The organism is Rhizobium sp. Leaf321 (genome assembly GCF_001423215.1).
Classification (GTDB): Bacteria; Pseudomonadota; Alphaproteobacteria; order Rhizobiales; family Rhizobiaceae; genus Neorhizobium; species Neorhizobium soli.
Genome location: NZ_LMOF01000008.1, coordinates 705,732 through 732,159 on the forward strand (window position 1 = coordinate 705,732; position 26,428 = coordinate 732,159).

Annotated in this window: 30 protein-coding genes and 1 other RNA gene; 16 read left to right on the forward strand and 15 right to left on the reverse strand. The window is 60.4% G+C overall.

The window, feature by feature from the left end:
* The first annotated feature begins 58 nt into the window (after positions 1–58).
* Positions 59–280 carry a 50S ribosomal protein L31 gene (gene rpmE, locus ASF70_RS20430; protein ID WP_062460846.1) on the forward strand — a complete coding sequence of 74 codons (222 nt, stop codon included), beginning with the start codon at positions 59–61 and terminating at the stop codon, positions 278–280.
* Positions 281–345: 65 nt separating this feature from the next.
* Positions 346–882, forward strand: a complete 537-nt coding sequence (locus ASF70_RS20435; protein WP_156461895.1) for an AAA family ATPase — start codon at positions 346–348, stop codon at positions 880–882.
* Between the two features lie 57 nt (positions 883–939).
* Here ASF70_RS20435 and ASF70_RS20440 read toward each other — a convergent pair whose 3' ends face one another.
* The 3 genes from ASF70_RS20440 to ASF70_RS20450 all read right to left on the reverse strand — a co-directional run bounded on the left by ASF70_RS20440 (position 940) and on the right by ASF70_RS20450 (position 3,381).
* Positions 940–1,452 (reverse strand): DUF1465 family protein, encoded by a 513-nt coding sequence (locus ASF70_RS20440; RefSeq protein ID WP_062461855.1) that lies wholly within the window; start codon positions 1,450–1,452, stop codon positions 940–942.
* A gap of 441 nt (positions 1,453–1,893) precedes the next feature.
* Positions 1,894–2,085, reverse strand: a complete 192-nt coding sequence (locus ASF70_RS20445; protein ID WP_062460843.1) for a DUF1192 domain-containing protein — start codon at positions 2,083–2,085, stop codon at positions 1,894–1,896.
* 18 nt (positions 2,086–2,103) lie between these two features.
* Positions 2,104–3,381, reverse strand: a complete 1,278-nt coding sequence (locus ASF70_RS20450) for an MFS transporter (protein ID WP_062582392.1) — start codon at positions 3,379–3,381, stop codon at positions 2,104–2,106.
* Positions 3,382–3,588: 207 nt separating this feature from the next.
* Between ASF70_RS20450 and ASF70_RS24375 the strand changes: the two genes are divergently transcribed.
* Entirely contained in the window at positions 3,589–3,753 is a 165-nt protein-coding gene (locus ASF70_RS24375) for a hypothetical protein (RefSeq protein WP_165699874.1), read from the forward strand.
* Here ASF70_RS24375 and ASF70_RS20455 read toward each other — a convergent pair whose 3' ends face one another.
* The 6 genes from ASF70_RS20455 to ASF70_RS20475 form a co-directional block, all read right to left on the reverse strand.
* A complete protein-coding gene (locus ASF70_RS20455) occupies positions 3,754–4,671 on the reverse strand; it encodes a PhzF family phenazine biosynthesis protein (RefSeq protein WP_062582393.1) in 918 nt (305 codons plus the stop codon).
* Positions 4,672–4,902: 231 nt separating this feature from the next.
* A complete protein-coding gene (locus tag ASF70_RS20460; RefSeq protein ID WP_062582395.1) occupies positions 4,903–5,799 on the reverse strand; it encodes a fructose bisphosphate aldolase in 897 nt (298 codons plus the stop codon).
* 271 nt (positions 5,800–6,070) lie between these two features.
* A complete protein-coding gene (locus tag ASF70_RS20465) occupies positions 6,071–7,270 on the reverse strand; it encodes a phosphoglycerate kinase (protein WP_062582397.1) in 1,200 nt (399 codons plus the stop codon).
* A 118-nt stretch (positions 7,271–7,388) separates the two neighbouring features.
* Positions 7,389–9,215, reverse strand: a complete 1,827-nt coding sequence (locus tag ASF70_RS20470) for a potassium/proton antiporter (protein WP_062582399.1) — start codon at positions 9,213–9,215, stop codon at positions 7,389–7,391.
* A 118-nt stretch (positions 9,216–9,333) separates the two neighbouring features.
* A complete protein-coding gene (locus tag ASF70_RS24090; RefSeq protein ID WP_156461896.1) occupies positions 9,334–9,495 on the reverse strand; it encodes a hypothetical protein in 162 nt (53 codons plus the stop codon).
* Between the two features lie 90 nt (positions 9,496–9,585).
* Complete coding sequence (locus ASF70_RS20475) at positions 9,586–10,146, reverse strand: histidine phosphatase family protein (RefSeq protein WP_156461897.1); 561 nt, start codon at positions 10,144–10,146, stop codon at positions 9,586–9,588.
* 192 nt (positions 10,147–10,338) lie between these two features.
* Between ASF70_RS20475 and ASF70_RS20480 the strand changes: the two genes are divergently transcribed.
* Complete coding sequence (locus ASF70_RS20480) at positions 10,339–10,572, forward strand: hypothetical protein (protein WP_062582401.1); 234 nt, start codon at positions 10,339–10,341, stop codon at positions 10,570–10,572.
* Between the two features lie 126 nt (positions 10,573–10,698).
* Here ASF70_RS20480 and gap read toward each other — a convergent pair whose 3' ends face one another.
* Together gap and tkt are read right to left on the reverse strand one after the other, a co-directional pair.
* Positions 10,699–11,709 carry a type I glyceraldehyde-3-phosphate dehydrogenase gene (gap, locus tag ASF70_RS20485; protein ID WP_062582404.1) on the reverse strand — a complete coding sequence of 337 codons (1,011 nt, stop codon included), beginning with the start codon at positions 11,707–11,709 and terminating at the stop codon, positions 10,699–10,701.
* Positions 11,710–11,782: 73 nt separating this feature from the next.
* Positions 11,783–13,759 carry a transketolase gene (tkt, locus tag ASF70_RS20490; RefSeq protein WP_062582406.1) on the reverse strand — a complete coding sequence of 659 codons (1,977 nt, stop codon included), beginning with the start codon at positions 13,757–13,759 and terminating at the stop codon, positions 11,783–11,785.
* A gap of 319 nt (positions 13,760–14,078) precedes the next feature.
* On the opposite strand from tkt, the gene ASF70_RS20495 reads away from it, so the two are divergent.
* The 3 genes from ASF70_RS20495 (at position 14,079) to ssrS (ending at position 14,991) form a co-directional block, all read left to right on the forward strand.
* Positions 14,079–14,351, forward strand: a complete 273-nt coding sequence (locus ASF70_RS20495; protein WP_062460818.1) for a DUF4164 domain-containing protein — start codon at positions 14,079–14,081, stop codon at positions 14,349–14,351.
* 10 nt (positions 14,352–14,361) lie between these two features.
* On the forward strand, positions 14,362–14,733 hold the full coding sequence (locus tag ASF70_RS20500; RefSeq protein WP_062460814.1) for a cell division protein ZapA: 372 nt from the start codon (positions 14,362–14,364) through the stop codon (positions 14,731–14,733).
* Positions 14,734–14,832: 99 nt separating this feature from the next.
* Positions 14,833–14,991, forward strand: a non-coding RNA gene (gene ssrS / locus ASF70_RS20505) — 6S RNA.
* A gap of 96 nt (positions 14,992–15,087) precedes the next feature.
* On the opposite strand, the gene ASF70_RS20510 is transcribed toward ssrS, so the two are convergent.
* Positions 15,088–15,366: a BON domain-containing protein gene (locus ASF70_RS20510; protein ID WP_062460811.1), complete on the reverse strand. Its 279-nt coding sequence runs from the start codon at positions 15,364–15,366 to the stop codon at positions 15,088–15,090.
* Positions 15,367–15,589: 223 nt separating this feature from the next.
* Between ASF70_RS20510 and ASF70_RS20515 the strand changes: the two genes are divergently transcribed.
* From ASF70_RS20515 to ASF70_RS20550, 8 genes are all read left to right on the forward strand, one after another.
* Entirely contained in the window at positions 15,590–17,089 is a 1,500-nt protein-coding gene (locus tag ASF70_RS20515; RefSeq protein WP_174196153.1) for an ATP-binding protein, read from the forward strand.
* A complete protein-coding gene (locus ASF70_RS20520; protein WP_062460808.1) occupies positions 17,086–17,529 on the forward strand; it encodes a response regulator in 444 nt (147 codons plus the stop codon). Before ASF70_RS20515 ends, ASF70_RS20520 begins: the two co-directional genes overlap by 4 nt.
* A gap of 9 nt (positions 17,530–17,538) precedes the next feature.
* Positions 17,539–18,570, forward strand: a complete 1,032-nt coding sequence (locus ASF70_RS20525) for a sensor histidine kinase (RefSeq protein ID WP_062582408.1) — start codon at positions 17,539–17,541, stop codon at positions 18,568–18,570.
* 254 nt (positions 18,571–18,824) lie between these two features.
* Positions 18,825–20,105, forward strand: coding sequence for a hemolysin family protein (locus ASF70_RS20530; RefSeq protein ID WP_082471996.1), 1,281 nt, complete (start codon positions 18,825–18,827; stop codon positions 20,103–20,105).
* 13 nt (positions 20,106–20,118) lie between these two features.
* The gene (locus tag ASF70_RS20535; protein WP_062582410.1) at positions 20,119–20,721 is read left to right on the forward strand and encodes a 5-formyltetrahydrofolate cyclo-ligase; all 603 of its coding nucleotides are present in this window, start codon (positions 20,119–20,121) and stop codon (positions 20,719–20,721) included.
* Between the two features lie 11 nt (positions 20,722–20,732).
* Positions 20,733–21,557, forward strand: coding sequence for a TIGR00282 family metallophosphoesterase (locus tag ASF70_RS20540; protein ID WP_062460799.1), 825 nt, complete (start codon positions 20,733–20,735; stop codon positions 21,555–21,557).
* Between the two features lie 145 nt (positions 21,558–21,702).
* The gene (locus ASF70_RS24095; RefSeq protein WP_156461898.1) at positions 21,703–21,897 is read left to right on the forward strand and encodes a hypothetical protein; all 195 of its coding nucleotides are present in this window, start codon (positions 21,703–21,705) and stop codon (positions 21,895–21,897) included.
* Between the two features lie 142 nt (positions 21,898–22,039).
* Entirely contained in the window at positions 22,040–22,903 is an 864-nt protein-coding gene (locus tag ASF70_RS20550; RefSeq protein ID WP_062582414.1) for an MBL fold metallo-hydrolase, read from the forward strand.
* A 33-nt stretch (positions 22,904–22,936) separates the two neighbouring features.
* Here ASF70_RS20550 and ASF70_RS20555 read toward each other — a convergent pair whose 3' ends face one another.
* Positions 22,937–23,449 (reverse strand): pyridoxamine 5'-phosphate oxidase family protein, encoded by a 513-nt coding sequence (locus ASF70_RS20555; protein WP_062460791.1) that lies wholly within the window; start codon positions 23,447–23,449, stop codon positions 22,937–22,939.
* 141 nt (positions 23,450–23,590) lie between these two features.
* Between ASF70_RS20555 and ASF70_RS20560 the strand changes: the two genes are divergently transcribed.
* A complete protein-coding gene (locus tag ASF70_RS20560; RefSeq protein WP_062460788.1) occupies positions 23,591–24,337 on the forward strand; it encodes a YebC/PmpR family DNA-binding transcriptional regulator in 747 nt (248 codons plus the stop codon).
* Between the two features lie 57 nt (positions 24,338–24,394).
* On the opposite strand, the gene ASF70_RS20565 is transcribed toward ASF70_RS20560, so the two are convergent.
* Positions 24,395–25,405: an LLM class flavin-dependent oxidoreductase gene (locus tag ASF70_RS20565; RefSeq protein WP_062583114.1), complete on the reverse strand. Its 1,011-nt coding sequence runs from the start codon at positions 25,403–25,405 to the stop codon at positions 24,395–24,397.
* A gap of 129 nt (positions 25,406–25,534) precedes the next feature.
* Positions 25,535–26,386, reverse strand: coding sequence for a methyl-accepting chemotaxis protein (locus ASF70_RS20570; protein WP_062582416.1), 852 nt, complete (start codon positions 26,384–26,386; stop codon positions 25,535–25,537).
* Between the last annotated feature and the right edge of the window lie 42 nt (positions 26,387–26,428).

Genomic DNA, 26,428 nt, shown 5'->3' on the forward strand with positions numbered 1-26,428 from the left:
AAGACGGTTCTTGCTCGCGCAATGCGACGAATGGACCTCGCAGAGCAGGAATATCGACATGAAGGCTGGCATCCATCCCGACTACCACAAGATCAAGGTCGTCATGACCGACGGTACCGAATACGAGACGTTCTCGACCTGGGGCACCGAAGGCGCCACCATGAACCTCGAAATCGACCCGACGTCGCACCCGGCCTGGACCGGCGGCAACCAGCAGATGCTGGACCGCGGTGGCCGCGTTTCCAAGTTCAACAAGCGTTTCGGCGGTCTCGGCCTCTAATCGCTTTTTGCATTTTGACAAAAGAAGCCTGGCGAAAGCCGGGCTTTTTTGTTTTTCTAGAAGGCATGGAGGAGAAGGCCAACTGTCTGTCCAAGCTACCGCTTCCGCTCTGCCGCGTGCTCATTTTCGGCAATGGCGGATCGGGTAAGACGTGGCTTGCGACAAGGATGGGGGAGGCGCTCGGCCATCACCCGATTCATCTGGACGACGTCCACTGGGAGCCGGGACGTTACGGCATCGCCCGTGACAGGCAGGTCGTTGACGACGACGTTTGCCGGATTGCAGCACAGGATGTCTGGCTGATCGAGGGCGTCTATGGCCGGCTTGCCAGTCTCGCCATCACCCGGGCAACGACACTGATCTTCCTCGACATCGCCGACGACGTCTGCCTCGAAAACATTCGCCATCGCGGTCTTCAGGGTGGGGGAAGCGTTGCGTCCTTCGAAGAGCTACTCCATTGGGTGGCGGGCTATCGCTTCCGACACAACAACTGGAATTCATTCGAGGCGCATGACCGGATGTTCAGCGCCTTCGAGGGCCCGAAACACCGGCTGGACTGTCGTGACAGTGTCAACGCCTATCTGGCGTCGCTATCTGCATAGTTCCAAACGCAAAAAGGCAGGCCCAATGCCTGCCTTTGGACTGTCGACGTTCAGATCTCAGCCACCAAATGCGGTGTGAAGCAGGTTCTGCTGGGCGCGGACACTGTTTTCGTTGTCGGAGATGACAACGGCTTCCGGGGCGCGATAGATTTCGCGGTCCAGAAGAGCGACGCGGTTCTGCAAACGAAGCGAGCGTTCGACAAGATCACGGAAACTTTCCGGCAGATCGAGCCAGCCCGGAGCATTGCGATCGACATTGAAGCCGTCGAGACGCACCTTGCTCTTTTCCGAAAGAACCTGATCGCGGCTCATCTCGCCGTTGTTGACGGCACGCTGGAGCAGAAGCCACGATGCCATCTGCATCAGGCGAGTCGTCAGACGCATGGATTCAGCTGCATACAAAACCGAGGCCATGCGCGGCAGAACCTTGGATGCAGCACGACCCTGACCGTCCAGATAGCTTGCTGTCTCTTCAACAAGAGCCATGCCTTCGGAGTATAGTGACTTGAACTGGGCAGAGCTTGCGGCGCGGCCCGCAAAACTCACTGTGTTCAATCCCTGCTCGGACATCGAATTCATTCCTGCTAATGCTTTCTTACTCAGGCAATGGCGAAGTGGCTCAAAAAGTTCCATCTGGCCCGCTGAATGAAGTGAACATGATCCTTATACTGGAAATCCGCAAGGCGTTTCTTAATGAAAGGTTAATACCCACAGGAACCGGTAAACGCCCTCGATCTTCTTGAAATGAAACAGATCTTGCGAAAGCGCAAGTCCCCTGAAAATGGCCTTTGGAACGGGTTTTTGATGGCTGCGTGAGCCTGTACAGACCGACAGCCAAAAAAAAGAGCCGCAAAAGCGGCTCTCAAGGTAAAACAGGGAGAAATCAGACCATTCGCCGAGCGGTGAAACTGTCTGAGTCCGGCAGAACCGAACATCGCTATATTCTCTGTTAATGATTAATGTTTGCTTAAGATTGATCGTGGTTTTGCGGTTTATTCTTAGTCCGGCACATCAGGTCCGGAAAAAGCTGTCAGCGGCCTTGCGACCCTCAGCCTTCCTCGCCTTCTCTGCTTCCAGTCTCGCGATCTCTTCCTGCAGGATGGTGATGCGCGTCTGCAGTTCGTCCGCAGAGAGCAGCGATAGATCGGCGCCGATCTCGTGAGCTGCGGGTTTCTTCGGGCGGTCGTCGTCGAGAAATGACATTTCAAGGCTCCTTGGCCGTTATGGCGTCGTCTGCTGTTCAGACGCGGCTGCATCCTTGGGTCTTGCGCGCGGATCGAGCGAGAGGCCCTCGGGTGTCGCGAGTGGTCCGTTGGTTCCTGTCACCGTCGTGTAGGCGTCGCGTTCGCCGGCAGGGACGGGTGCGCGCTGCCGGCTTCGGACGATCGCATAGACGGTGATCATCAGATGGGCGACAGCCGTGACGCCGAACAGGGCGTGCGGGCCGGCCCAGGTCATGACAGGACCTCCGAGCGTCGGGCCGATGATCGTCCCGATGCCGTAAAGAAGCAACAGGCCGCCGGAGACCTTTACGAAGTCCTCGGGCTGGGCGAAGTCGTTGGCATGGGCAACGGCGATCGGGTAGAGCGCGTTCGCGGCGGCGCCGTAGGTCGCGACGAGGATAACGATCGTGTAGACGTTGGTCGGCGCAACCAGCACAACGGCAAGGCCTGCCAGCGCACTGACGCCGGAGAGGACTGCAAGGACATGACGGCGGTCCAGCCTGTCCGACAACCGGCCCGCCGGAAACTGCATGATCGCGCCGGCAAAGATGGTGATCGATACCATTGCGGCGACCGATCCCTTGTCGAGGCCGACCTTGGTCGCGAACACGGCGCCGAGCGTGCCATAGGCCCCGTTGGCGATGCCGACCAAGAGAATGCCTACGCAGGAGATCGGCGAGTTTCGAAACAGACCCTTGAGATCCAGCCGCGCGCGTTTCAGCGGTTGTGGTGACGCAGCCTTGGACAGCGTCGTCGGCAGGGCGGCGATCGAGTAGAGGATGCCGCAGACCATGAACAGCGTCGGCAGCGTCACATCGGCAAACGGCACCATCAACTGGCCACCGACAACGCCGAACAGGGTGATGGAGATATAGAAGGAAAAGATCGTGCCCCGGTTTTCCGGTGTGGCACGTTCGTTGAGCCAGCTTTCGATGATCATCGACGTACCGGCAGTGCAAAAGCCGGTGATTGCCCGCAGGATGAGCCACGCGACGTCATCGACCAGCAGGCCGGTCATAAGCACGTTGAGGCAGATCAGGGCCAGGAAGCCGGAGAAAGCGCGAACGTGCCCGATGCGGCGCACGACATTCGGTGCCACGAAGCAACCGATGACGAAGCCTGAGGCCCAGGTTGTGCCGAGCAGGCCGAGAACCTCGTTCGAGTAACCTTCGATCGAACCGCGCACCGGCAACAAAAGACCCTGCAGGCCATTGCCGAGGAACAGAAAGAGCGTACCAGTGAGGAGGGCGAGAACGGGAAGGAGATTACGGCTCATCGTCTATACTGTCAGCTCTCTTCGTGGTCGGTGATCCGCCCTGCCGTGCCGGAGCGATGTTGCGCAGACCGGCACAGGACGTTAACGAAGGTAAGGCAGATCAGAGATCATGACGCAACAGACCCCGATTCTCCTCCCGGTCTAACTGTGGTGGAGAGCAAAAATGTCCAGCCTGTGGCGAGCCTTTGAAACAGTGACGAAAGACAGATGACAAAAACAATCTCCGTCCTGTTGATGCTGGCCATGGTCGTGCAGATCATCAAGCCATTGAACCTCCCGGGCCTCAGGCGCCGGATGGATTTCTGGAAGCTGGCGCTGGTCGCCTTCGCGCTCTGGTCCGCAGCACTGCTGCTGCGCGAGTTCGTCGGCTGATTACAGCTCGATACGGCCGCTCATCACCTTCACGCAGCTTCCGCTGATCCGCACATCGGTGACGCGACCTTGTCTTTTGACCATGGCGAGCTCGATCACGCTGCGGCGGCCCATCTCCACACCCTGTTCGACGGTCATGCGGATATCGGCGTCGGTTTCAGGGTCAAGCGTCGCGAGGAACGCGCCGAGCGCTGCAGACGCGCTACCCGTTGCCGGGTCTTCCGGCACATTGTCGAGCGGTGCGAACATGCGGGCACGGATATGCAGGGGATCCTTGGCATCACGGACATAGAGAAACAGCGAAAACTCCATCTGATCGCCCGGGCTGATCTCGGCCGCGCGACGGAATGACGTGAGATCCGGCCTGGCCGTGGCGAGCGCCTGCAAACCGTCCAACTCAGCAATTGCGAATGGCAAGCCGACCGATGCGAAGACGGGTGCGTGATTGTGCATGACGACATGCCCGACGCCGATGGATGCGCAGTCGGCGATACGTTCAGGTTCGATCTCGGCGCCCAGTTCAAGTGGTCGCGGTGCCCGGATGGTTGCGCCGACAACCACATCGCCCTTCCGGATCAGGTCGATCTCGACCAGTCCGGCGATTTCCTCGAAGCGGAGCGTGTTGCCTAAAGCGTTGCCGAACAGGTCGGGCAGGTTTCCAAGGACGAAGGCAGTTCCGACATTCGGATGGCCGGCAAAGGGAACCTCTGTCGTCGGCGTGAAGATGCGCACGCGCGCCGTGTTGGCTGGATTGTCCGGTGGAAGCACGAACGTGGTTTCGGAATAGCCGAACTCCGTTGCGATCGCCTGCATCTCATCGCCCGAAAGGCCGCGGGCGTCTGTGATGACCGCAAGCGGATTGCCGAAGAAGCGCTGGTCGGTAAAGACATCGACGGTGACGAAATCGGCAACAGGCATGGACAGGCTCCCCAGTTGAGGCCCCACTTCTAGAGCCTGCGATCTCCCATCACCAGACAATGGTTTTGATGGAAGACATCAATCCTGATTGTCTGGGCAGGGTCTGGAAACGAGAAAGGCCGCACCCCCCGGTGCGGCCTCTTCCTCCCATGAAAAGGGCCAGAGCTATTAAAGCTGAGGCGGCCTTTTCCAGGTTCGTGTTCCCGATGCCGCAGCATCAGGGTTAGAGCATCAGGCCTTGTTGACGCTCGCGGAATAGATCCCGTCGATGGTTTCAGCCAGGCTCGCGTCGAAATCTGCATCGCTCATCGAGACGCGCAGGTTTTCGGTGAGCGCGCGCGAGAAGCTCGCGATCATGTCGCGGTTGTGGCTGAGCTTTTCGCAGGCGTCGGCACGGCTGTAGCCGCCGGACAGGGCGACGAGGCGAACGACCGACTTGTGAGCGGCAAGATCCGCATAGAAGTCGGCGACCGTTGGGATCGTTACCTTCAGCATCACGTCTTCGCCCGGACCGAGCGTATCGAGCTGCTGGGCGATCTCGTCGCGCAGGATGGTCTCAGCTTCAGCCTTGGTCGTGCTGTTGATAAGGATCTCCGGTTCGATGATCGGAACGAGGCCCTGTGCGATGATCTGGCGCGCGACTTCGAACTGCTGCTGCACAACGTCAGCGATGCCGGCCTTGTCGGCAGAGGCAATCACCGAGCGCATCTTTGTACCGAAAATTCCCTTTTCGCGGCCGCGGATCAGGAGAGCGTCGAGATCGGGCATCGGTTTCATCAGCTGCACGCCGTTTTCTTCGGCAGCAAGGCCCTTGTCGATCTTCAGGAAAGGGACGACGCCGCGCTTTTCCCAGAGGTAGGAGGGAACAGGTTCGCCATCGACATCGCCATCCATGGTGCGCTCGAACAGGATGGCGCCGACAACCTTGTCGCCTGTAAAGGCCGGTGCCTTCATGATGCGGGCGCGCATGGCGTGCATCAGGCGAAACATCTCTTCGTCGCCCTGGTATTCGGTTTCGGCAATGCCGTAGAGCAGCAGCGCTTTGGGTGTCGAACCACCGCTCTGATCAAGCGCCGCAATAAAACCGGGCGCCGACCTGACTTTGTCCAACATCTTCGCGTCTACCATAATCGCTCCTATCCCTCACAATGGCGCGTTGCGCGCGTGTGCCCATTCAATCTTCGGAGAGCCCGATATTGAAGAGCATATCCGAACTTCTCTCCCGCCGATAACAGAAGTTCTTTTAAAGGGAAATGATGCTCTAAGCCATTGAAACGATTGAAATCGTTTCAATCGTTTAAAATATTGAATTTCTTTAAATCCGCCTTGCCGATCGGGCGCGGAAGCCTATGTCCCGCGCCTCTGACCCACCAAGAGGCATTCTCCGAACGCTGGCCGATCAGGCCTTTGTCAGAACCGAAACGCCGGGCAGTTCCTTGCCTTCCATCCATTCCAGAAAAGCGCCGCCTGCGGTCGAGACGTAGGAGAAATCGTCGGCCACGCCTGCATGGTTGAGTGCTGCCACCGTATCGCCGCCACCGGCGACTGAAACCAGCCTGCCGGCCTTCGTCTCAGCGGCTGCGAATTTTGCAGCGGAGACGGTCGCTGTGTCGAACGGGGTGATCTCGAAGGCGCCGAGCGGGCCGTTCCAGACCAGCGTCGAGGCCTTGCCGATCCATTCGTTGACGGCTTCGACGGATTTCGGGCCGACGTCGAGCATCATCGCGTCAGACGGGATGGCATCGATCGCGACGGTTTCGTTTGCGGCATTCGCCTTGAACTCGCGTGCCACGACGCCGTCTGTCGGCAGCACGATGGTGCAGCCGGACGCTTCGGCTTCCGCCATGATGGCGCGGGCAGTGTCTGCAAGGTCATGCTCGCAAAGCGACTTGCCGACATCGATGCCTTGTGCGGCAATGAACGTGTTGGCCATGCCGCCGCCGATTACCAGCGCGTCCACCTTCTTCACCAGGTTCTGCAGCAGATCGATCTTGCTCGACACTTTGGCGCCGCCGACGATGGCAACGACCGGGCGGGCAGGCTCGCCGAGGCCCTTTTCCAGTGCTTCAAGTTCAGCCTGCATGGTGCGGCCGGCATAGGCGGGCAGGCGGTGGGCAAGACCTTCCGTGGAGGCATGGGCACGGTGTGCGGCCGAGAAGGCGTCGTTGACATAGATGTCGCCGTTCTTGGCCAGTTCTTCGGTAAAGCCGCTGTCGTTCTTTTCTTCGCCCGTGTGGAAGCGGGTGTTTTCAAGAAGGAGAACATCGCCGTTCTTCATCGAGGCGACAGCATCCTCGGCTTCCGGGCCGATGCAGTCGGAGGCGAACAGGATCTTCTGACCGAGCACCTGATTGACGGCCATGACGATCTGGGACAGCGACATGTCGGCGACCGGTTCGCCCTTGGGGCGGCTGAAATGGGCGAGCAGGATGACCTTGGCGCCTTTCTTCGACAGTTCCGTGATTGTCGGAGCAACGCGCTCGATACGGGTCGCGTCCGTCACCTTGCCGTCGCTCACGGGAACGTTGAGGTCGACGCGGACGAGAATGCGCTTACCTGCGATATCGGTGAGGTCGTCGAGGGTCTTGAAGGCCGGCATGGTACTGATCCCGTTGCTTGATAAAGGGTGGCGGGACCATACTATTCTTGTCCGACGGCGCAAGGCTGTCGGCTCAACGAAATAGCCTTTGCGCCGGTTGCCGGATGGCGGCCGGGGTTCAGGCGGATGGGGGGCCGGGCACAGGCTTGCCGCGATACTTGCGGATCTGGTCCCTTATCCGGTGGGCGATTTCGCGCATGTTGATGAAGATCGGCAGCTTGGTGGCAGGCTCCACCGGTTCCAGCGAGACGCCGATCTTGGTGACATGATCAAGCTCGTCGGTTTCCCGGACGATCAGCACGATCGAGCCGAAACGCATGCGGTCGGCATATTCCGTCTTGCCGCCCAGCCGGGAATGCATCAGTTCGCCGATCGTCATTGCCTGCTCGGTTGCCGAGAGCAGGCCCGGACCATAGGCGAGGTCCAATTCGGTTGCGGGCCGTGTCGGCGAGATGGCGAAGGCGCCGAAGAACTCCGCATCGTCATCATCGACAGGCACGCGGCTGGCAAACAGCCGATCGAGCAGTTTCGTGTAGTTCGGCGTCACGAACAGGTAGACCTGGTCGTTCTCCCGCAGCCGCCCGGCATACTGGTAGCGGAGGCTACGGCCGTCGCGGATCACCAGCGAGGGCATGGCCCAGCGGGGAATGCGCTCGCCGGACAGGATCGGGCTGTCTTTGAGGACGCGGTAGGAGATCAGTTCATGGGTCGCCTTGCCGGGAAGGTCGAGTTCCAGCTTGTCGACGGCGCCGATCCGCGGCGGGATAATCAACCCGAGATACCGCGCCACCGGCTTGATCGTCCAACCCTGGAGAAGAAGCGAGACGAGCACGATGATGAAGGTGACGTTGAAGAAAACGGACCCGTTTTCAGCGCCCGACAGGATCGGCGTGATGGCGAGCAGGATGGACACCGCGCCGCGCAGACCGACCCAGGACAGAAAACCGATTTCCTGCTGCGTGAAGTCATAGGCCATCAGGCTGATCCACACGGCAATCGGGCGGGCGACGAAAATCAGGAACAGCGCCAGACCGATCGCCGGCACGAGCAGGATCGGGAACTGGGAGGGTGTGGCGAGCAGGCCGAGCACCAGGAACATGATGATCTGCGCCAGCCACGTCAGCCCCTCGTTGAAGCGCGTGATCTGATGCTTGGCAAACATCTTGCGATTGCCCGAGTAGATGCCGGCCACATAGACCGCAAGAAAGCCGCTGCCGCCCATGGCGCCGGTGAAGGCGAACACGAGCAACGCAAGCGTCAGGACCAGGATCGGAGCGAGACCCCGATCGGAGGTGAAGCGGTTCAGGACCCAGACGATCATCAAGCCGCCGAGCAGGCCGAAGATCACGCCGAGCCCCATTTCCTCGAGGAACATGACGACGAAATGCAGGTCTAGGCCGCCAAAGCCCTGGCCGGTGGCCAGAAGCTCGGACAGCGCGATCGTCAGGAAGATCGCCATCGGGTCGTTGGTACCGGATTCCACTTCGAGCGTGGAGCGCACCTTGTCGCGGATGTTGATGCCGCCGATGCGCAGCAGGAAGAACACCGCGGCTGCGTCAGTCGAGGCGACGATCGACCCGAGCAGGAAGCCTTCGAGCCAGCTGAAGCCCAGGAAATACTTGGCCGCGACGCCGAATACGCCGGCGGTCAAGAGCACGCCGACGGACGCGAGCGTGAGGGCTGGAACCGCGGCTATTCTGAAGGAGTGGAGCGAGGTGCCGAAGCCGCTATCGAACAGGATGATGGCGAGCGCCAACGACCCCAGCATGAAGGTGAAGGAGTAGTTCTCGAAGCGGATGCCAAGACCATCGACACCGGCCAGCAGGCCGATCGACAGGAAGACGAGAAGCAGGGGAGCGCCGAACCGGAAGGCAAGCAGGCTGGAAAAGGCCGCAGCCAACACCAGAACCGTGCCGACCAGCAGGATGATGTAGAAAGCCTCCAAAGTCCCCGTCCTTCCTCTCGCCGCCGTTTACGGAAATCCATCCATCAGCAGGCCCGGCGATTGTCGGATCCTGTGCCGCTGCCGCGATGCGGCAAGATAGCCATGGAGCAGATCCCGGTCAGTGGCCGGGCGATTCGATGTGCATATTCAAATAGACGGGAACAAATCCGGCAAGAGAAGGGCCGGGCTGAAGAAAAATCACGCCGGTGCGAAGTGAATAGCTGACGCAGGCCCAACCGGCAGCGACCTCGGCCATGATGGCGTCAATGGCGGTCAGCACGTCGTGAAGGTCGGCGTGGTGGCAAACACGCCGAAGAGCTGACCCCAGCGCCGAGTCAAGGAGCCGGAAAACGTTGCCGGTCGCTGCCTATTACTCAGCGGCGACCCTGCCGATCACCGTTAGTGGATCGGCCGCACCGGCCGTGACGAACAGGAGTTCGCCGCTGGCAGGAACGATGTTGGTAAGCCCGGTTATGTTGACCTGGTGGGTGACCAGCACAACCGGCCGGCCGGGCGGCAAGCCCGTCATCCAGGCGCGCAGGGCCTGCGTCTGCGGCCTGCCATCTTCGGGACTGCCGAAAAACGAGTTGAGCAGCGGCTGCGGCTCGACCGGTCCAAGACCAAGACCTTTAGCGGTATCGAGGCAGCGGCACCACTGGCTGGAAAAGACCCGCGCCTGCGCCACGCCGTTCTCCCGGAAGGGCGTGCCGATACGGCCCGCCTGAGCGATGCCCTGCGCGGAGAGATTGCGCTGCGTGCTGCAGTCCCCGATCGCAAAATTCGCTGGATCGCCGGTTCCGGGTGCAATCGCGTGACGAAGCAGCACCAGAGCCGCGCCAGTGCGAAGCTCTGCCCAAGGATCGGATTGCGCCCTTGCATTGCTGGTCAGGGCAAGAGCGGAGGCGATCAGCAACTGGCGTCGCAGAAACATGGCGTATCTCCAGGTGGTGCTGGCGTTTGTCTGTCCAAAGCCAATACGTGCAATGATACTGCGTGGTTTCCACCCTCACGAAAAATAACATCCCTCGGATGGGGTATCTGCTGACGCCGACGGGTCATCATCGCAATTGGGTCGTGCCAGAAAGTGTGCTAAGCGCCGGCGAAACAATGACTGGAGTATGACATGAGCGAACCGACCGTAGCCCAAGCGACAAACCGCATTTATGAATCGCTTCAGGCCAACAATGCCGATCTCGACACGCATATCGCCGCTCTCAAGGCAGCGCTCACCCAGGCTGGCCAGAAGGAAGCCGAGTTCGACCCGGCGCGGATCGTGCAGAACAATCGCCAGGGCCGCAAGCTGATGCAGGCCTATTTTCGCCAGCGCGGCGTGACGGTGAAGTTTACGGCGTCCTGACGGACTTTCGCACGGGCGACCTCTCCCGACCATGTCCCATAACGCAAAACCCCCTCCTTTTAAGGGGAGGGGGTCAAAAGCCTGAGCGTCAGGACCGGTCCTCAAGGACCGGCATGCGCGCTATCTTCAGATCAGCTTGCCCATGGCAACAGCCGTGTCCGACATGCGGTTGGAGAAGCCCCACTCGTTGTCGTACCAGGTCAGGATGCGCACGAACGTGCCTTCGAGAACCTTCGTCTGGTCGAAGGCGAAGATCGAGGAGTGGCTGTCGTGGTTGAAGTCGCGGGAAACCAGCGGCTCGTCGGTGTAGCCAAGGATGCCCTTCAGCTTGCCGTCGGAGGCAGACTTGATGGCGTCGTTGATTTCGGCAACCGTCGTGGCGCGCTTGGCCACGAAGTTGAAGTCGACGACCGAGACGTTCGGGGTCGGAACGCGGATCGACGTGCCGTCCAGCTTGCCCTTCAGTTCCGGCAGAACGAGGCCAACGGCCTTGGCTGCACCGGTCGAAGTCGGGATCATCGACAGAGCCGCTGCACGGGCGCGGTAGAGGTCCTTGTGCATCGTGTCGAGGGTCGGCTGGTCGCCGGTATAGGAATGGATCGTGGTCATGAAGCCGTGGTCGATGCCGACAGCGTCGTTCAGCACCTTGACGACCGGAACCAGGCAGTTCGTGGTGCAGGATGCGTTGGAGATGACCAGGTGGTCCTTGGTCAGCTGGTCGTCGTTGACGCCGAACACGACCGTGAGGTCAGCATTGTCGCCGGGAGCCGAGATGATGACGCGCTTGGCGCCGGCCGTCAGGTGGGCAGCGGCCTTGTCACGGGCGGTGAAGATGCCGGTGCATTCGAGCGCGATATCGACGCCCATTTCGGCGTGCGGCAGCTGGGCCGGGTCACGCACCGCGGTTACCTTGATCGGCTTGCCGCCGGCGACGATGATCGTGTCGCCTTCGACCTTGACGTCCGCCGGGAACTTGCCGTGGATCGAGTCGTAGCGCAGAAGGTGGGCATTGGTCTCGACCGGGCCGAGATCGTTGATCGCGACCACTTCGATGTCCGTGCGGCCGGATTCGACGATCGCGCGCAGGACGTTGCGGCCGATACGGCCAAAGCCGTTGATGGCAACCTTTACAGTCATAGAGTTCTCCCGAGAAAATAGTTTGGCAGCTGGACGGGGCGGGCGTTTTACCGTCGCCCCGTCATTTGAATGATCAGGCGAGCTTTGCATCGGCTGCGGCGACGATAGCGTCAGCCGTGATGCCGAAGTGCTTGAAGACATCCTTGGCAGGACCCGAAGCGCCAAAGCCCTTCATGCCGACGAACGTGCCTTCAGGACCGATAAAGGCATCCCAGCCTTCGCGGACGGCTGCTTCAACCGCAATCTTGACCGGCGAGTTGCCGAGGATCTCGCGGCGATAGTCGTCCGGCTGTTCGAAGAACAGTTCGGTGCAGGGCACGGAAACAACGCGTGCGCTGACGCCCTTTTCCTCAAGCGTCTTTGCCGCCGCAATCGCCAGTTCGACTTCCGAACCGGATGCGAAGATGGTGACCTTGGCATCCGCGTTGCCCGACAGCGTGTAGGCGCCGAGCGTGCAGAGGTTCTTTTCCGAATATTCGGTGCGGGCCGGTGCAAGGTTCTGACGCGTCAGCGCAAGCGCCGACGGACGATCCTTGGTTTCGAGCGCGATCTGCCAGCATTCTGCCGTTTCGGTCGCATCGGCCGGGCGGAACACCATCAGGTTCGGGATGGCGCGAAGGCTTGCCACCTGTTCGACGGGCTGGTGGGTCGGGCCATCTTCGCCAACGCCGATCGAGTCATGCGTGAGGACGTGGATGACGCGGATACCCATCAGGGAGGCGAGGCGGATCGGTGGACGGCAATAGTCCGAGAAGATCATGAAGCCGCCGCCGTAGGGGATCAGACCGCCATGCAGGGTGACGCCGTTCATGGCGGATGCCATGCCGTGTTCGCGGATGCCCCAGTGCATGTAACGGCCGGAGAAGTCCGTCGGCGTGATCGAGACCATCTGGCTGGTCTTGGTATTGTTCGATGGCGTCAGGTCGGCGGAGCCGCCGAGCGTTTCCGGCACGAAACCGTTGATGACTTCCAGAACGTCTTCTGACGCCTTGCGGGTCGCAACGGTCGGCTTGGTTTCAGCAAGCTTCTTCTTGAAGTCGTTGATGGCAGTGTCGAAACCCGCAGGGAGGTCACCGGCAAAGCGGCGGTCGAATTCGGCCTTATGGGCAGACGCTGCAAGGCGGCCTTCCCAGGCCTTGACGGCTTCCAATGAGCGGACGCCGGCTTCGCGCCAGTCGGACAGAACGTCGTTCGGGATGACGAAGGGTTCGTATTCCCAGTTTAGTGCCTTGCGGGTGGCAGCAATTTCCTCGGCGCCGAGCGGCGAACCGTGAACCTTGTGGCTGCCGGCCTTGTTCGGCGAACCGAAGCCGATCGTGGTCTTGCAGGCGATAAAGGTTGGGCGGTCGGACTTGTGGGCCTGCTCGATCGCGTCTGCGATCGCTGCCTGATCGTGGCCGTCGATCTCGATCGTGTTCCAGTGCACGGCCTTGAAGCGGGCGATCTGGTCCGTCGAGTCGGACAGCGACACGGCACCGTCGATGGTGATCGAGTTGTTGTCCCAGAACAGGATCAGCTTGTTCAGCTTGAGGTGGCCGGCAAGTGCAATCGACTCGTGGGAGATGCCTTCCATCAGGCAGCCGTCGCCGTTGATCACATATGTGTAGTGATCCTGCAGGTCGGCGCCGAATTCTTCGCGCAGCTTGCGTTCGGCGATTGCCATGCCGACGGCGTTGCCGATGCCCTGGCCGAGCGGACCGGTGGTGGTCTCGATGCCGGTCGCATGGCCGTATTCCGGATGTCCGGCAGTCTTGGAACCGAGCTGACGGAAGCCCTTCAGGTCGTCGATGGACATGTCAGGGTAGCCGGTCAGATACAGTACCGAGTACAGCAGCATCGAGCCGTGGCCGGCCGACAGCACAAAGCGGTCGCGGTCGGGCCAATGCGGCTTGGTCGGGTCGAATTTCAGGTATTTGGTAAACAGGACCGTTGCGACGTCAGCCATGCCCATGGGCATGCCCGGGTGTCCGGAATTCGCCTTTTCGACGGCATCCATGGCAAGGAAACGGATCGCATTGGCCATCCGGTCGTGTTGTTCGCGAGAAATCATGGCTAATCCACTATCGTCCGAGTGTCGGTCAGGCCCTATGATCGGGCCTCGTCAGGAAGCGTCCGATCCATATCAGGTGGGGCGCGCAAGTCAACAAAAGGCGGGCCACCGGTGGCACATAATGATCGGGTTTAGCACAGTCTGCCTGCTATTTCGGCAGGGCCGCCGAGTGCCCTTGATCAGCGACGATCCACAGTTCGATGCGGTATCGTCTGCGTGTTTTATTGACCGGCTTTCAAGCGGTGAATAGTCTACGGCGCTTGTTGGCGAGGCGCTGCCGTACGATTCGGCGCCGATCGCGACCTCACGGGATATACGCATGCCGGCAGAAAAGACGGTGGATCTGGCGCTTTCGGAACTTCGGGCTGCGATAAGCGGGCTGGAGAATGCCGTCGATGTGCGCATCGAGCAGCAAAGAGACCAGGGCGAGATGGAAGGCGAGGTCAAGCGCGTGCATGCCGATCGATCGCGCCTGGCGCAGGAGCTGGATCAGTCGCAGTTTCGGGCCAATCGTCTCGAAGAGGTCAACCGCGAGGTTTCCCGCCGTCTGGTGACGGCGATGGAGACGATCCGCGCGGTTCTGGACCGGTAAGGAAAAAGAGATGGCCCAGGTAACGGTAACGATCGACGGCAAAGCCTATCGGATGGCTTGCGAAGAAGGTCAGGAACAGCACCTGACGGATCTCGCCGACCAATTCGACCGCTATGTCGGACATCTGAAGGGTCAGTTCGGCGAGATCGGTGATCTTCGCATCACGGTCATGGCCGGGATCATGATCATGGATGAGCTTTCCGAGCTGACCCGCAAGGTCGGTGCGCTCGAAGGCGAGGTACAGTCGCTGAAATCCAACCGCGCCGGTGCCGCTGAAAACCAGAGCCGCAGCGACGAGCTTGTCGTCTCCGCCCTGAGCGAGCTTTCATCCAGACTCGAAGGCCTGACCGCGAAGCTCAACGGCCGTGTGCCGGCGAACTAAGACCGTCTCACGCCGGTGTTCAGCGTCGCTGAAAGCCTGCAGAAAAAAATGCCTCGCGATGCCACTGGCGCGCCATCGACTTCAGCCTTATATTGAAAATGCGTTCTGCGCTTCTCGACAGGAACCACAATCCCTGGGGCCATACTCGATCCAAAGGGAGCTGTCCCTGGCCAGGCCCGTGGGCTTGGACATATGGCGCCCACCTACGTTTGTAGGCACCCAGGATCGTAAAAATCCATCGGTCGCCGCGGATCGCACCTTACAGAATTCGGGCTCGATCATTCACAATGGTCGCGCCCAAAAACGAAAAACCCCGCTCAAGGCGGGGTTTTGCACGTCTAGTCGATGGTATGCTTACGAGCGCTTTTCGATCGAGCAGACCAGAACACGGGAGAGAACGCGCTCATAGCCGACGATTTCGCGAGCGATCCGCATAACGCGGGCATGGTCGCCACTGGAGCTGACAACGCCTTCAAGAACAATGAAGTCGCCGGTCACGTCGACAGTGAGGTTGCTGCTGTCGAAGTTGGGGAGGTAACTCAGTTCCGTTTCGATAGCGGTCTTTTCCATCATCATGCCGTGGTCATGGGCAAAGGCGAATGAAGCGGTAGGCTGAAGGCTGCTCAAGAACATTGTCGAAACTCCCAACATGAACGTCTGATGAATGAACTGTTGTCTTACGTTTATGTTCCGAATGTGTCCGCGCTTTTTCTAATTTCTTTTTCCAGTACACGAGTTCGTCAGATCGCCAGTCCGGTTTTCCCCTGATGTGGCATCAGGCGCCCCTGTCTGACGCTTGACAATGGCCGCGCCGTTTCCGAGTAAGTCTGCGTGTTTTCAATCGGCGGACTTCTTCATGCCCAACGCAAAAGCCACGTTCGCCCGCTCGTCGCTCCTGATGCTCGTCATCGGCGCGGCTATCCTGCTCGGCATCGTGATGTCTTCTTTCTTCCTGGCGCAGATGACCAGGACGTATTTCGATGACGTCACGAAGCTGAGAGCATTGCGCGCGACCACTGCCGATCTGCTTTTGCTTGTGCAAACCGCCGAGACCGGACAGCGCGGCTACCTTTTGGTGCAGGATCCGCTGTTCCTCGAGCCCTACCGGACATCCATCGGTGCGCTGCCGCTCCAGCTGCAGAAGGTGGAGCGGACGGCGGCCAATCAGGACATAGTCAGCGTTCCGCTGGACGAGATCCGCAGCCTGATCGCGCTAAAGACCAATGAGATGCAGGCGACGCTGTCGCTCGCAAGTTCGGGTCAGGTCGAGCAGGCAGTCGCAATCGTTCGCAACCAGTCGGGCCTTGAGGCCATGCAGAAATTGCGCGCCCTGCTTGGCGGCGTGATCGGCGAACTGGATGGACACCTGATTTCTGGAATCGGAGAGATCCGCGGAAGTTCCGAAAAGCTGCAGTGGTTTACCGTCGGCGGCGGTATCCTGATCATTCTCGTTCTCGGCGGCGCGATTGCCATCGTCTTCCAGCATGTCCGCCAGCTTCAGAAGGCCCGTGCCGAGGTGGAAACCTTGAATGCCGGATTGGAGGAGCGGGTCAACGAGCGTACCGAAGACCTCATCCAGGCAAACCGCGAGATCCAGCGCTACGCCTATATCGTCTCGCACGATCTGAGAGCGCCGCTTGTCAACATCATGGGCTTTACCAGCGAGCTGGATAGTTCGCTCAAATCGATCTCCGCCTACGTGCTTGCCGATGACGTCAAGCCGAGCGAACTTCAGGTGAGGGACGCCCGGCTTGCAGTCGAGGAAGATCTTCCAGAGGCAATCGGTTTTATCCGTTCGTCGACCAAGAAGATGGATGGCCTGATCAACGCCATCCTGAAGATCTCCCGCGACGGTCGGCGTGAGCTGAAGCCGGAGAGGATCGACCTGAGCGAACTGCTGGAGGCAACTGCCGCGAGTGTCTACCATCAGGTCAACGAGGGCGGCGGCGAAGTGGCGATTTCCACGTCGGCCGCAAAGACCCTCGTCACCGACCGGTTCTCGCTGGAGCAGGTTTTCGGTAACCTGTTCGACAATGCGGTCAAATACCAACATCCCGACCGGCCGCTGGCGCTGTCGATCACGTCAACGCCGCTCGGGCGAAGCTTCGTCCGGATCGAGGTTGCCGATAACGGGCGCGGCATTGCGCCGGAAGACCACGAACGGGTGTTCGAGCTGTTCCGCCGTTCCGGCGTGCAGAACCAGCCCGGCGAGGGCATCGGCCTTGCGCATGTGCGATCATTAGTCAGAAATTTAGGTGGCGAGATTACGATCACGTCAACCTTGGGCGGCGGTGCGACATTCATCATCCGTCTGCCCACCGATCTGTCCCAATATGTCAGGAGTCATGGGTCATGAATGCTGCCGGCAAAGAAGTTACCATCGTTATGGTCGAGGACGACGAGGGGCATGCGCGCCTCATCGAAAAGAATGTCCGTCGAGCAGGCGTCAACAACGAGATCGTACCGTTCACAAACGGAAACGCGGCGCTCGATTATATTCTCGGCGCTGACCGCCTGGGAGCGGCCAATGCGGATCGGTATTTGCTGATCCTTCTCGACCTCAACCTCCCCGATATGTCGGGTATTGACATACTTGAGAAGGTGAAGTCCAACCCTCACTCGAAGCGACTGCCTGTGGTCATCCTGACCACGACCGACGACGAGCGAGAGATCCAGCGGTGCTACGATCTCGGTGCCAACGTTTATATAACGAAGCCAGTGGATTATGAGAGTTTCGCGCACGCCATCAGACAGCTCGGTCTGTTCTTTGCCGTGATGCAAATTCCCGGACAATGACGAGACGTGATGCAGCACACCATTCTCTACGTCGATGACGACCTTGCCCTTGCGCGGCTTGCCGTGCGCAATCTGGGTCGCTTCGGCTATCAGGTCGTCCATGCCGTGGATCTGTCCGCGGCAATGGAGACCGTTGAGAAGGGTGGCGTGCACGCAGTGGTTCTCGACCACTATCTCAGCACCGGTACCGGCCTCGAAATCCTTCACAGGCTGAACGAGATGGGGGTGGGGCTCCCGGTCATCTACGTCACAGGTTCGAGCGATGCGACGATCGCGATCGACGCGCTGAAGAACGGTGCGTCCGACTATGTCATCAAGACGGTGGGCGACGAGTTCTGGCCGCTGATGCAGAGCGCGATCGGCCAGGGGATTGCGACCGCCGAGCTTCGCCGCGCCAAGGAGCGCGCCGATCAGGAGATCCGGCTTGGCAAGGAACGCGCCGAGGTGCTGTTGACGGAAGTCAACCACCGCGTCGCCAACAGCCTGGCGCTGGTCGCCGCGCTGATCCGTCTCCAGGTGTCGAGCAGCAAGAACGACGACGTCAAGGCGGCCCTGTCGGAGACGCAGGCGCGCATCTCCGCGATCGCCGGCATGCACCGCAGCCTTTATACGTCCGACGACGTGCGCCAGGTGGAGATGGACAAGTATCTCGGCACTCTGGTCAAGGAAGTGCAGGGTACGGTCAACGATCACCAGAGCGCGACGATCCTTTTGCAGGCCGACGAACTCTCGCTGAAGTCCGACCGGGCCGTCTCCGTCGGGATGATCGTGACCGAACTTCTCACCAATGCGCTGAAATATGCCTATCCGCCGGGCGCTGAGGGCGAGGTGCGTGTGCTTCTCAAGCGGCAGGATGATGACAAGGCGCTGCTTGCGGTTGAGGACGACGGCGTCGGCTGGAAGGAAGGCGACATGCCGAAGGGCACGGGTCTTGGCAGTCGAATCGTCAAGTCGATGGCGGCAACGCTTGGTGCTTCCATCCAATATGTGCCGCGCGAAAGCGGCACCCGCGCCGAACTGCTGATCGACCTGACGGCGTGATTTCTCCCTTTCCGACCGGACGCTCGCAAGTTCCACAGTGACGGCCATTGCATTGGACGCATGCTGACCCTATGATTCCACCGCGAGCGAAGGTGCATAGCTCCGAGAACCCCCAAGGATTGCGGGCGGTTTTCCGAACTGTGCGCGAAGCAGCGCCGACGCGCCCATAGGGTGCGTTCGATAACGGTTCTCGTTGAAGTGGGCCGTGGCGTCAGTTTTGCAGGCAGGATATTGTTCCAGATTAAGAGCCCCTTTTGTTAACCGAAATATTCATCGTCGTTGCACTCACCATTCTCAATGGTGTCCTCGCAATGTCGGAACTTGCCGTCGTGTCCTCGCGTCCCGTGCGCCTCCGGGTCATGGCAGAGCAGGGAAATCGTGGCGCAGCTGCCGCCATCAAGCTGGCTGAAGATCCGGGCCGCTTCCTCTCCTCCGTTCAGATCGGCATCACCCTTGTCGGCGTTCTCTCCGGCGCGTTTTCCGGTGCAACGCTCGGCACCCGTCTGACCAACTGGCTGTCCGAGCAGGGCATGCCGCAAAACTTCGCCGACTGGCTCGGCGTCGGCGGTGTCGTCGTGGTCATCACCTATATGTCGCTGATTGTCGGCGAACTCGTTCCGAAGCAGATCGCATTGCGGGCGCCTGAGCTCGTGGCCGCCAAAGTTGCGCCGGCGATGAAGATGGTCGCGACAATCGGTGCCCCGGTCGTGTGGTTTCTCGACATCTCGGGTCGGTTTCTTCTGGCCCTTCTCGGCCAGAGCGGGGAATCGAACGAGAAAGTCACCGACGAGGAAATCCGCACCGTGCTTGCCGAGGCACATAGCGCGGGCGTGATCGAGACCGAGGAATCGGCGATGATATCAGGCGTCATGCGACTGGCCGACCGTACCGCGCGCGGCCTCATGACGCCACGCCGCGATGTGGAGGTGCTCGATACCGAAGATGAGCCGGACGAGCTTCGTGCGCAGCTGCGGGCGACGACACGCTCGCGTCTGCCGGTACGCAAGGGCTCGTCGGACGAGATCCAGGGCGTGCTCTTCGTCAAGGACGCCTATGAATTCATGGCCGGCGGCAGGGGCGGCGATCCCGCCTCGCTGATGCGCGAAGCGCCTGTCGTTTCCGACCTGACCGGCGCGCTCGACGTCATCCAGGCCCTGCGCAAGTCACCGGCACATATGGTTCTCGTCTATGACGAATACGGCCATTTCGAAGGTATCATCACCTCCGGCGACGTGCTCGAAGCCATCACCGGTGTGTTCCAGGAGGACGAGGTTGAAGAACCCGCCATCGTCGCGCGCGACGACGGATCCTATCTCGTCGCCGGCTGGATGGCAGTCGACGAGTTCTCCGCGCAGATGGGCGTGCCGATCGAGGATGACCCGGGTTACGAGACCGTTGCAGGCTTCGTTCTCGACGAGCTGAAGCATCTGCCGGAACTGGGCGAGAAGTTCACCACGCGAGGCTGGACCTTCGAGGTGATCGATCTCGACGGACGTCGTATCGACAAGCTGCTGCTCAGCCGAGCACCAGACTGACGGCACGGGACCGATGAGCGAGGCTTTTTCCGACAATCGCTTACGCAAGACGGAACTGCGGCGCCAGAGCCTCGCCGCGAGAGACGCTCTGTCTGTTTCGGATAGGGTCGGAAAGAGCCAAGCGCTTGCCGTTCATGGCGCCGGGGCAATCGAGTTGCATGCCGGAGCGATCGTGTCGGGCTTTCTGCCGATCCGATCCGAGGTGGATCTCCATCCTCTGATGGCATTGCTGCGGGATCGCGGCGGGCGCATCTGCGTGCCGGTCGTCCTCGACAAGGAAACGATCGTGTTTCGCGAACTGACGCCTGAGACGGTGCTTGTGCCCGGTACGTTCGGGACCTCGGGTCCTGGACCCGAGGAGGAAGAACTCGAGCCCGAGATCATGCTCGTGCCACTGGCCGCATTCGACGCCCGCGGTCACCGGATCGGCTATGGCGGCGGATATTATGACCGGGCCATTCACCGTTTGCGCGAAAAAGGCTTGAACCCGCGGTTGATCGGCATTGCATTCGACTGCCAGGAAGTGGCATCAGTGCCTGAAGAACCTCATGATATGAAGCTCGATGCCGTCTTGACCGAAAGCGGCTATCGGCCGTTCGCGGATATGCCCGCGTAGATTGGACAAGCATGCGTCTTTTGTTTCTGGGTGACATGGTCGGCAAAACCGGCCGTACGGCGGTTTGGGACAAGTTGCCGGGGCTGGTGTCCGACCTGAAACTCGACTTCGTCATCGTCAATGGCGAGAATGCCGCCGGCGGTTTCGGCATTACCGAAGAGATCTTTCTCGAGACGATCAATGCCGGTGCCGACGTCGTCACCACCGGCAACCATGTCTGGGACCAGAAGGAAGCCGTCGGGTTTGCCGGCCGCCACGACCAGTTCCTGCGCCCGGCCAACTATCCGGCCGGCACGCCCGGCAAGGGATCCGGCATCTTCTACGGCCGCAACGGCGCCCGCATCCTCGTCGCCAACATCATGGGCCGGGTCTTCATGCATCCGGAACTCGACGATCCCTTCAAGTCCGCCGAGGCGATCCTTGCCGCGGCCCCGCTGAAGGAACAGGCGGATGCCATCATCTTCGACTTCCATGCGGAAGCCACCAGCGAAAAGCAGTGTTTCGGCCATTTCGTCGATGGTCGTGCGTCGCTCGTCGTCGGCACGCACACGCATGTGCCGACCGCCGACTGCCAGATCCTGAACGGCGGCACCGGCTACATGTCGGATGCCGGAATGTGCGGCGACTACGACTCGTCGCTTGGCATGGACAAGGAAGAGCCGCTCAACCGGTTCATCTCGAAAATGCCGAAAGGCCGTTTCGAGGCGGCAAACGGCCCCGCAACGATCTGCGGTCTCGGCATCGAGATTTCCGACACCACGGGACTGGCCGAGAAGATCGAGCCGCTCCGGATCGGGCCGCGGCTCGCGGAGACCATTCCGAGCTTCTGGCGGTAGAATGGTTCGGGCGCTGCTTCTGTTTGCGGTTCTGATGCTTCCGGTTTTCGGGGCATCGGCACAGCAAAGCGTCCAGCCTTCAGCCGGAACGTGGGCTCAGAAGAAGTGCAGTTTCTACGCCAAAGCCTGGCAAGACCTGCTTTCCATGTCCAAAGATCGGGACATTACCCGCGCCTTTATCGATGGAAACAATGCTTTCATTGCAGCCGGCTGCTCCAACGGTGCGGATGTGTGCCCGTCGTCCAAGGGTGATATCGATCTTGCCAATCGCCTCACCATGGCCGCGATGAACTTTGGGACAGCGAGCTCATTTCTGCCCTTCGTCTGCCGGACGCGTTGAGGCGCTAACCACTCAATGACATGATTGTGAGACGACCACGGCGCTTCGTCGCTGGACGCTTCGCCATGCTTGCCGCATCCTGAGCCCCGGAATGGCATGAACGCATCGGCTCGATTTTTCGCAACGCGGTTCGGGGTGTGGCATGAAGCTGCGAACGCTGGCATTCGGTTTTTCGGCTCTCATTCTATCCGCCATATCGGCGCTGGCGCAGGAGGGCGGGTTGCCGGTCAGCCAATGCCAGGCGATTGCGCAGAACCTGCCGGGCGAGAATTTCCCCCATGTCCGCTATGCCAGCTTCAATCCCTCGGGTCCCACGCTTGCGCCAGTCGTCAAACCGGTAAACCTGTCGGCGCGGGAAGAGGTGAAGATAACCTTCGTCGGCCACTCGACCTATTTTATCGAGAGCCCCGACGGTATCGGCATCGCCACCGATTACAGCGGCGTTCACCAGCCGTCGCGGATGCCTGACGTGGTGACGATGAACAAGGCGCATTCCACCCACTACACGATGATGCCGGATCCTGCGATCGCCCACGTGATGCGCGGATGGAGCGATGTGCCGGGTGAAAAGGCCGAGCATCGGGAAATGGTCGGGGATGTCTATATCCGCAATGTCGTCTCGGATATCCGCAACTGGGGCGGCGGGATCGAGCCGGACGGCAACTCGATCTTCATCTTCGAAGTCGCCGGTCTCTGCATCGGGCATCTCGGCCACCTGCATTTCGAACTCAACGAACAGCAGTACACGCAGATCGGTCGGCTCGATATTCTGATGGTGCCGGTCGATGGTGGTTTGACGATGGGGGCGGACAGCATGAGCCGCGTCGTTCAACGGCTGCGGTCGTCGCTGATCCTGCCGATGCACCGTTTCGGACCGCCGCTCGAGCGGTTCCTGTCGATGTTCGACGGCAAGTTCGAGATCGCCTACGCGCCAAGCGAGACGATCACCGTGTCGATGCGCAGCCTGCCGAAGAAGCCGACGATCATGGTGCCGCGAGGGCTGTGACAGGGGCTGTTTAAGCCCCTGTCTTTCGTTTGATCAGGCGTGACGCGTGAAGGTCAGGCGCTTGTTGACGCCGACTTCCGGCATCTTCTCGTCGTTGAGGTTCGCCTTGGCGATTTCCCAGCCGAACTTGAGCGTGCTGTCGGTCGACGCCCAGATTTCGGCGTCGTCGACGCGGAAGGCCAGCATGGTCAGATGCGGATCGGACTTACCGTGTTCGTACCAGGCAGCCGTCACGGCGCTCCAGTATTCATCGATCTTCGCCTCGTCCTTGCGGACTTCCAGGGTGCCCGAGAGGCAGGCGTGGTAATCGTGATCCTTGCCGACCACGTTGAAGTGGGCGCGGGAGGCTGTGCCGAGCGCCTTCACCAGATCCGTATCGGTCCTGGTATAGAACCAGATCGTGTTGGTCTCGGAATCGACATTCGGCGCCATCGGCTGGAAGTGCATGTGCGCACCTTCGATGCCGAGCATGCCCGCATGGATTCCGTTGATTTCGTCCCACATCTGACGTTCGGGGGCTTCGCGTGCTTCGGTAAGGCTCGCCATCTATAATTCTCCTTCTTTGTCGTGCGGTTGAAGAACGGAGGCGGGGCGGGGTTTGTTCCTCATCCGAAAGGCTCTTGAACGGCCTCCGCTTCGAAACTATAAGGCGGCACAATTCCAGATAATGATGCAGACAGGGGTGCCATGGCTGGCCATTCACAGTTCAAGAACATCATGCACCGCAAGGGCAAGCAGGACGGTATCCGTTCCAAGATGTTCTCCAAGCTTGCACGCGAAATCACCGTTGCGGCAAAATCCGGTCTACCCGACCCGGATATGAACGCGGCGCTGCGCCTTGCCGTTCAAAACGCCAAGGCTCAGTCGATGCCGAAGGACAATATCGACCGGGCCATCAAGAAGGCTTCGGGCGCCGACGCCGAGAACTACGACGCGGTGCGTTACGAGGGCTACGGTCCCGGCGGCACAGCCGTGATCGTCGAAGCGCTGACCGATAACCGCAATCGTACCGCCTCCAACGTTCGCTCGATCTTCACGAAGGCCGGCGGCGCTCTTGGCGAAACCGGTTCGGTGTCCTTCTCCTTCGACCATGTCGGCGAGATCACCTACAAGGCGTCAGTCGGCGATGCGGATACGGTCATGGAAGCTGCGATCGAGGCCGGTGCGGACGATGTGATTTCCGACGAGGAAGGCCACACGATCATCTGCGGGTTCGAGGCGCTCGGTGAAGTCTCCAAGGCACTCGACGCCACGCTCGGCGGTGCCGAGACCGTCAAGTCGATCTGGAAGCCGCAGAACACGATCGAAGTCGACGAGGAACGTGCGCTGTCGCTGATGAAGCTGATTGGCAATCTCGAAGACGACGACGACGTGCAGAACGTCTATTCGAACTTCGAAGTCTCTGATGAGGTCATGGCCAAGTTGTCGGCCTGATCGCCTCTCTAGTCATGAAATGAAGCGGGCCGGTCGTTGAGACCGGCCCGTATTCGTTTACGCGGCTCGCTGCAGCTGGCTATCCATCAGCGACAGCTGCGAAAACAATTCCACCGAGCGGAGACGCTTGTCGATATCGTGGATCGGCATCGAGATGATGAGCTCGTCGGCCTGGGTTTCGGCCAGGAACTCACCGAGCTTGCGTTCGATGGTTCGTGGCGAGCCGACCGCTGCGTAGCGCAACGTGTGCTCCACATTCATCTTCTCCATCGGCGTCCAGAAACCGTCCATCGTATCGAGCGGTTTCGGGAAAAGGCCGCGCACGTTCTTGCGCAGGTTGACAAACTGCTGCTGCGACGAGGTGAAGAGCCTGTTTGCTTCCTCATCCGTATCTGCTGCCACACCCATGACACCGGCCATCACATACGGTTTGTCGAGATCCGCCGAGGGCTGGAAGCGATCGCGGTAGATGGCGATCGCGTCGAGCAGCATATCTGGCGCAAAATGCGAGGCAAACGCGTAAGGCAGACCCAAAACTGCCGCCACATGGGCGCTGTAGGTCGAGGAGCCGAGCAGCCAGATCGGCACATTCGCCTCGGTTCCCGGCACGGCAAGGATTGCCTGGTTCGGGACGGGCGTTCCGAGCAGATGCTTGAGCTCAACGATATCCTGCGGGAAGTTCTCCGCGCCGGCATCGAGATTGCGTCTCAGCGCATTTGCCGTTCGCATGTCGGTTCCGGGCGCACGGCCGAGGCCGAGATCGACGCGGCCGGGGAGCAGCGCTTCCAGCGTGCCGAACTGTTCGGCGATCACGAGGGGAGAGTGGTTCGGCAGCATGATGCCACCGGAGCCAACCCGGATGGTCTTGGTCGCGGCCCCGACATGGGCGATGACGAGCGCCGTGGCAGCGCTGGCAATGCCCGGCATGCCATGGTGTTCGGCAAGCCAGAGACGGTTATAGCCATGCTGTTCGGCTTTGATCGCCAGCAGACGGGACTGGTCGAGCGCCTGGCTGACGGAATAGCCTTCGCCGATCAGCGAAAGGTCGAGAATGGAAAACGGTATCATCGGCATATCCTGAAATGGATAGGTAAAAGTGTTCTCCCTATCTAGGCAGCCGGTCTTGCAAATACGACCCCGCCGGCGATGAAAGTCGCTAGGCGGGGTCGGTGGAGGTCCGACAGTGAGGTCGCTGCCTCAGGTCTTGATCAGGCGCAGGAAGGGCTTGCGACCTCCCGACGACGGGGGCGATCCTTCAGGCGGAAAGACTGGTGGCGCCGGCAAAATTGTCACGTCGGAGTAGCGTGCGGCAGCGCGATCGATCTCGCCGATGCTGCGGTTCAGGCTGTCGAGAACAAGCGGCGTGGTCAGGATTTCGGGGGCCTGGGCATCCTTTGCCTTGGCCATTTCGTCGAGTTCGCCACGGATAGCCTCGGCCTCGGCCGCCTGAGCATCGGCGGATTCGGTCAGTTCCTCGACATTTTGGGCCAATGCATCGACGTAAAGGCCGATCGCACGCAGTTCGCGCTCGATCTCTTCGGTCTTGGCGCGGATTGCGCTCATGCCTGTAGCACTGGGCGTGCCGGCCGACAGTTCCATAGTCTCGATCAGCTTCAACGCGGCAGCAACCGCTTCGCGCGGTCGGCGAATGTCGAGCTTGGTGTTGTGGGCGATCGTGCCGACATGACGGGTAATTGCCTGACGCTGCTTGGCGCTTCTCTCATGCGCGCCGGTCTTTGACTTGGCGCGGGTAATTCTGTCTGCCTGATCCTGGCGGGCCTGAGCCTGGCTGCGCAGGATGGCGGCCATGGCTTCGGTGTCGGCCCGCATCGTCTCGACACTCGAAACGACGGTGCCGATGGTCCGGTCGATTGTTGCGAGTCCACGATTGAAATCGCGGCGCATGCCCTCGAAACGCAGGGGCATGGGTTCATCAAGTGTGGTGCGGATATCACCGCTTGCAAAGCGGCGCAGACCGCCGTCCAGGATGTCGGCGGTTCTGCGAAGATCGCGCAGCTCGGTCTCATTCCGATCATAGTCCCGTATCATTCGGGCGCCTCCTCGTGATTCTTAAGAAACCCTTTGTGACGA